The sequence below is a fragment of the Qipengyuania sp. genome, from assembly GCF_043423005.1.
GTDB lineage: Bacteria > Pseudomonadota > Alphaproteobacteria > Sphingomonadales > Sphingomonadaceae > Qipengyuania.
In genome coordinates this window covers 1-4,853 of record NZ_JBHWMI010000069.1, presented here as the reverse complement: position 1 = coordinate 4,853, position 4,853 = coordinate 1, and the positions used below count along the sequence as shown (strand labels likewise).

Annotated in this window: 5 protein-coding genes and 1 pseudogene; all 6 read right to left on the bottom strand. The window is 66.2% G+C overall.

All coding sequences use genetic code 11. The features are described from left to right. A pseudogene (locus ACHFFA_RS10535) lies at positions 1–916 on the bottom strand (conjugal transfer protein TrbE); the annotation flags it as partial. Positions 917–926: 10 nt separating this feature from the next. Next, complete coding sequence (locus tag ACHFFA_RS10530; protein ID WP_271258276.1) at positions 927–1,208, bottom strand: VirB3 family type IV secretion system protein; 282 nt, start codon at positions 1,206–1,208, stop codon at positions 927–929. Continuing rightward, the gene (locus tag ACHFFA_RS10525; RefSeq protein ID WP_252913900.1) at positions 1,208–1,540 is read right to left on the bottom strand and encodes a TrbC/VirB2 family protein; all 333 of its coding nucleotides are present in this window, start codon (positions 1,538–1,540) and stop codon (positions 1,208–1,210) included. Before ACHFFA_RS10525 ends, ACHFFA_RS10530 begins: the two co-directional genes overlap by 1 nt. Further along, positions 1,537–2,517, bottom strand: a complete 981-nt coding sequence (gene trbB, locus ACHFFA_RS10520) for a P-type conjugative transfer ATPase TrbB (RefSeq protein WP_394270799.1) — start codon at positions 2,515–2,517, stop codon at positions 1,537–1,539. The genes ACHFFA_RS10525 and trbB overlap by 4 nt, the downstream gene beginning before the upstream one ends. Before the next feature lie 146 nt (positions 2,518–2,663). After that, positions 2,664–3,143 (bottom strand): CopG family transcriptional regulator, encoded by a 480-nt coding sequence (locus tag ACHFFA_RS10515; RefSeq protein ID WP_394270800.1) that lies wholly within the window; start codon positions 3,141–3,143, stop codon positions 2,664–2,666. 10 nt (positions 3,144–3,153) lie between these two features. Further along, positions 3,154–4,853 (bottom strand): conjugal transfer protein TraG (locus ACHFFA_RS10510; RefSeq protein WP_394270798.1); only part of this gene is annotated, 1,700 nt, incomplete at its 5' end.

Here is a 4,853-nt window from a genome sequence, read left to right as displayed (position 1 = left end):
CAGTCACAAGGGCGGACGCCTCGTTGGTCATCACTTCCTTGAGGATCGCGGCGACGGACTTGCGCTTGGCGAACCATTGCCGCCTGATCTTTGTGAGCAGCCGCGTCGCATCGGTCTTGTCGAGCAGGATCGCGCGGGTGCTCCACCGATATGGGAACGGCAGCCGGTTCATTTCGTCGAGCAGGCCCGGCGTCGTCGCGGTCGGGAATCCCACGATGGTCAGCACGCGCAGATGCGCGTCGCCAAGGCGCGGCTCCAGCCCGCCGGTCAGCGGCGCGTCGGCCAGCAGCGCGTCCAGATACATCGGCACTTCCGTGACGCGGACGCGATGCCGGTTCGTGGAAACCGTCGAATGGAGATAGGTGAGCGTCGCGCCGTCATCCATCCAACGGCACTCGGGCATGAAGCCGTCGAGCAGCGCCAGAACGCGGTCGGTGCGGTCCACGAAACCGCGCAGCAGCTCGTGCGGGTTCACGCCCGATTGCTCGCGGCCTTCATAGAGCCAGCTTTCCGCCCGCGCCGCTTCCTCGGCAGGCGGCAGCCAGAGGAAGGTCAGGAAATAGCCGGACACATAATGCGCGCCCGCTTCCTCGAAACCGGCTTTCCGCTCGGCATCGACCAGCGCCGATGCGGGATCGGGAAACATGCTGTCGGGATAGGTCGCGGCTTCGCTGCGCTGTGCCTCGACGAAGATGCTCCAGCCCGATCCGAGGCGGCGCACGGCGTTGTTGATCCGACCCGCGACGGCGACCAACTCGGCGGCGACGGCGGAATCCAGATCGGGACCGCGAAACTTCGCGGTGCGCTGGAATGAGCCGTCCTTGTTCAAGACGACACCCGAGCCGACCAATGCGGCCCAGGGCAGATAGTCGGAGAGCCGGGTGGCGGTGCGGCGGTATTCGGCAAGGTTCATCATGGCCGCGCCCTCACACCGCCAGATGGCCGGGGATGCGCAGATGCCGCCTCCCGACCTCGACGAATTGGGGATCGCGCTTCGCCGCCCACACGGCCGCGAAATGCCCGATGGCCCAAATGGCGATGCCGACCAGCCAGAGGCGCAGGCCGAGGCCCACGGCCCCGGCCAGCGTTCCGTTCATGATGGCGATGGAGCGCGGTGCGCCGCCGAGCAGGATATGCTCGGTCAGCGCCCGGTGGACCGGCACCGTAAAGCCTGGCACCGCGTCCAGTTGTTCGAGGCCGCCCGCCATCAAACGAGCGCCCCGCCGCCGAACGAGAAGAACGACAGGAAGAAGCTCGACGCCGCGAAGGCGATGGACAGGCCGAACACGATCTGGATCAGCCTGCGGAAGCCGCCGCTGGTGTCGCCGAAGGCCAGCGTCAGGCCGGTGGCGATAATGATGATGACGGCGACGATCTTGGCGACCGGCCCCTCGATGGACTGAAGGATTTGCTGAAGCGGCTGCTCCCACGGCATCGACGATCCCGACGCATGGGCGGCCGGGGCGAGCATGAGGCTGATGGCAAGGGTGGATGCGGCGGTCGCGGCGAAGCGATAGCCGCGCGAAATCGTGCGGATCATGAAGATTCTCCTGTGCTGGGGTTGGCTTGGGTGATGCGGTAATCGCCGTCCGGCCCCAGCCCTTCGACGCGGGCGAGTTCGGCCAGCCGGCGCGCGGAACCGCGCCCGGCGAGGACGGCAACAAGGTCGATGGTTTCCGCGATCAGGGCGCGCGGGACCGTGACGACAGCCTCCTGGATGAGCTGTTCAAGGCGACGGAGCGCGCCGATGCCAGAACCGGCATGGATGGTGCCGATGCCGCCGGGGTGTCCGGTTCCCCAGGCTTTGAGCAGGTCGAGGGCTTCTGGGCCGCGCACCTCGCCGATGGGGATGCGGTCGGGGCGCAGGCGCAGCGAGGACCGCACAAGGTCCGACAGGCTGGCGACGCCATCCTTCGTTCGCATCGCCACCAGATTGGGCGCGGCGCATTGCAGCTCGCGGGTGTCCTCAATGATGACGACACGATCCGCGCCCTTCGCCACCTCGGCGAGCAGCGCGTTGGTCAGCGTGGTCTTGCCGGTGCTGGTGCCACCCGCCACGAGAATGTTGGCGCGGGACTGGACAGCGGCGCGCAGCGTTTCCGCGTGGTCGGCGGTCATGATGCCGGCGGCCACATAGTCGTCGAGGCTGAACACCGCGACGGCGGGCTTGCGGATGGCGAAGGCGGGCGCGGCGACGACTGGCGGAAGTAGCCCCTCGAACCGCTCGCCGGTTTCGGGAAGCTCGGCCGAGACGCGCGGGCTGCGGGCGTGAACCTCCGCGCCGACATGATGGGCCACCAGGCGCACGATGCGTTCGCCATCGGCGGCGGACAGGCGCTCGCCCGTGTCGGACAGCCCTTCGGAAAGCCGGTCCACCCAAAGGCGGCCATCGGGATTCAGCATCACCTCGACCACGGCCGAGTCTTCGAGCAGGCGCGCGATTGCCGGCCCAAGCGCGGTGCGCAACATGCGCGCGCCGCGCGCGATGGATTCCGGTTTTTGGTGGTTGGTGGTCATGTCGGCCCCGTTTCTTCATGGGGCGCGACAGGCAATCCCCAGATCGGGGTCGATTAAGAGAGACCGAAATGCGGCCGGTTCAACAAGTATCTATGAGGCGGCGGTGATCGGCGGCGAACGGCGGTAAATAGGATGGGTCCGAATACTCATTCTTGATCGCCGTTGCTCTCGGACTCGTCCGGCAACTGATCGTCGGGAAGTGAGTCGAGGTCACGCGACAGCTCCTTGAGGAACCTGTCGCCCGTCGCCAGACGCCGGCCGAGATTTTGCATGAAGCCCTCGAACCGCTCCGCGCCTTTCGCTCGGGCAGCGGATTGTGCGGCTCCCGTAAGCGGCGGTGTGATGGTCATCCAGAAATGGATGAACTGCGCGACCGTCTCGCCGAGGACGGCGAGATCTAGGTCGAGCGTGTCGATCTGGCGGCCGAGTTTATCCAAGCGGCGAGACATGGCGGCTTCAAGCTGGTCGTCGGCATCGCCGGACAGGTAAGATATGACCGCCGCCTCCACGATGGCGGATTTTGAGACATTACGGCGCAGCGCCACCGAGCGGCGCAGCGCCATCGCTTCGATCTGCGGAATGAGCGCGGGGTCGAAATAGAGATTCAGGCGGGTTCTGGTTGCCATGGTCGTGTCCTCAAAGGTCGATTCCGTCATCGGGGTTCAATGCGACCTGCCGCGCGACCATCCTCATACGTTGGCGCATGGCGCGGGCCTTGGCCGCGTCAACGTCCGGCTCGTCGTCCACAAACTCGAACTCCTGTTCGGGTGATGGCGGCGGGGCGACGATTTCCTCATGCTCAGGCAGCTCCGGCTCGCGGCGGATGCCAGCATTGGCCGGATCGCCCTCGGCCCCGTGTGCGGCGTCGGTCGCGGAATGGCTTTCCGCCGCGACCACACGGCCGGACCAATCATCGGCGGATGGACTGGGCGCCAGCGGAGCGGCGACCAGATCGGGCGGGGTCAGGATGCGTTCCTGCAACCGCGCGTCCTCGAAATAGCGGGCCTTGGTCGCGCGGATCGGCGGTGTGCCCGCGACCATCACGATTTCATCGGTGGGCGGAAGCTGCATGATTTCGCCCGGCGTGAGTAGCGGGCGGGCCGTCTCCTGCCGTGAAACCATGAGATGCCCAAGCCACGGGGCCAATCTGTGCCCGGCGTAGTTGGTGGAGTCGCGCAGTTCGGTCGCGGTGCCGAGTGCGTCGCTCACCCGCTTGGCCGTCCTTTCGTCGTTCGTGGCGAAGCTGACGCGCACATGGCAGTTGTCGAGGATCGCGTTGTTCGGGCCATAGGCGCGCTCGATCTGGTTGAGGCTCTGCGCGATCAGGAAGCCTTTGATTCCATACCCCGCCATGAAGGCGAGCGCCGATTCAAAGAAGTCGAGCCGGCCGAGCGCCGGAAACTCGTCCAGCATCAACAGCAGCCGATGGCGCTTGCCGGAGGTGGTCAGTTCCTCGGTCAACCGCCTGCCGATCTGGTTGAGGATCAGGCGAATGAGCGGCTTGGTGCGGTTTATGTCGGATGGCGGCACGACCAGATAGAGCGTGACGGGCTGGCGGCTGCCGACCAGGTCGGCAATGCGCCAGTCGCACCGCGCCGTCACCCGCGCCACCACGGGATCGCGGTAGAGGCCGAGAAACGACATGGCGGTGGAGAGCACGCCCGACCGCTCGTTCTCGGATTTGTTCAACAGTTCGCGGGCGGACGACGCGATGACGGGATGAGCGCCTGCTTCGCCGAGATGCGGCGTGTCCATCATCGCGCGCAAGGTTGCCTCGACCGGGCGGCGGGGATCGGACAGGAAGTTGGCGACGCCCGCCAAGGTCTTGTCCTTCTCCGCATAGAGAACATGCAGGATCGCGCCGACCAGCAGCGAATGGCTGGTCTTTTCCCAATGGTTGCGCTTGTCGAGACTGCCTTCGGGATCGACCAGAATATCCGCGATGTTCTGCACGTCGCGGACTTCCCATTCCCCCTGCCGCACTTCGAGCAGCGGATTGTAGGCGGACGATCTGGCGTTCGTGGGATCGAACAGCAGGACGCGGCCATGCTGGGCGCGAAAGCCGGCCGTCAGAGTCCAGTTCTCGCCCTTGATGTCGTGGACAATGCAGCTTCCCGGCCACGTCAGCAGCGTCGGTACCACCAGCCCGACACCTTTGCCGCTGCGAGTCGGGGCGAAGCACAACACATGCTCCGGCCCGTCATGGCGCAGATAGTGCCGGTCGTATCTGCCGAGCACCACGCCATCGGGGCCGAGCAGACCGGCGGCGCGGATTTCGCGATCCTCCGCCCATCGCGCCGAACCATAGGTGGCGACGTTGCGCGCCTCCCGACTCC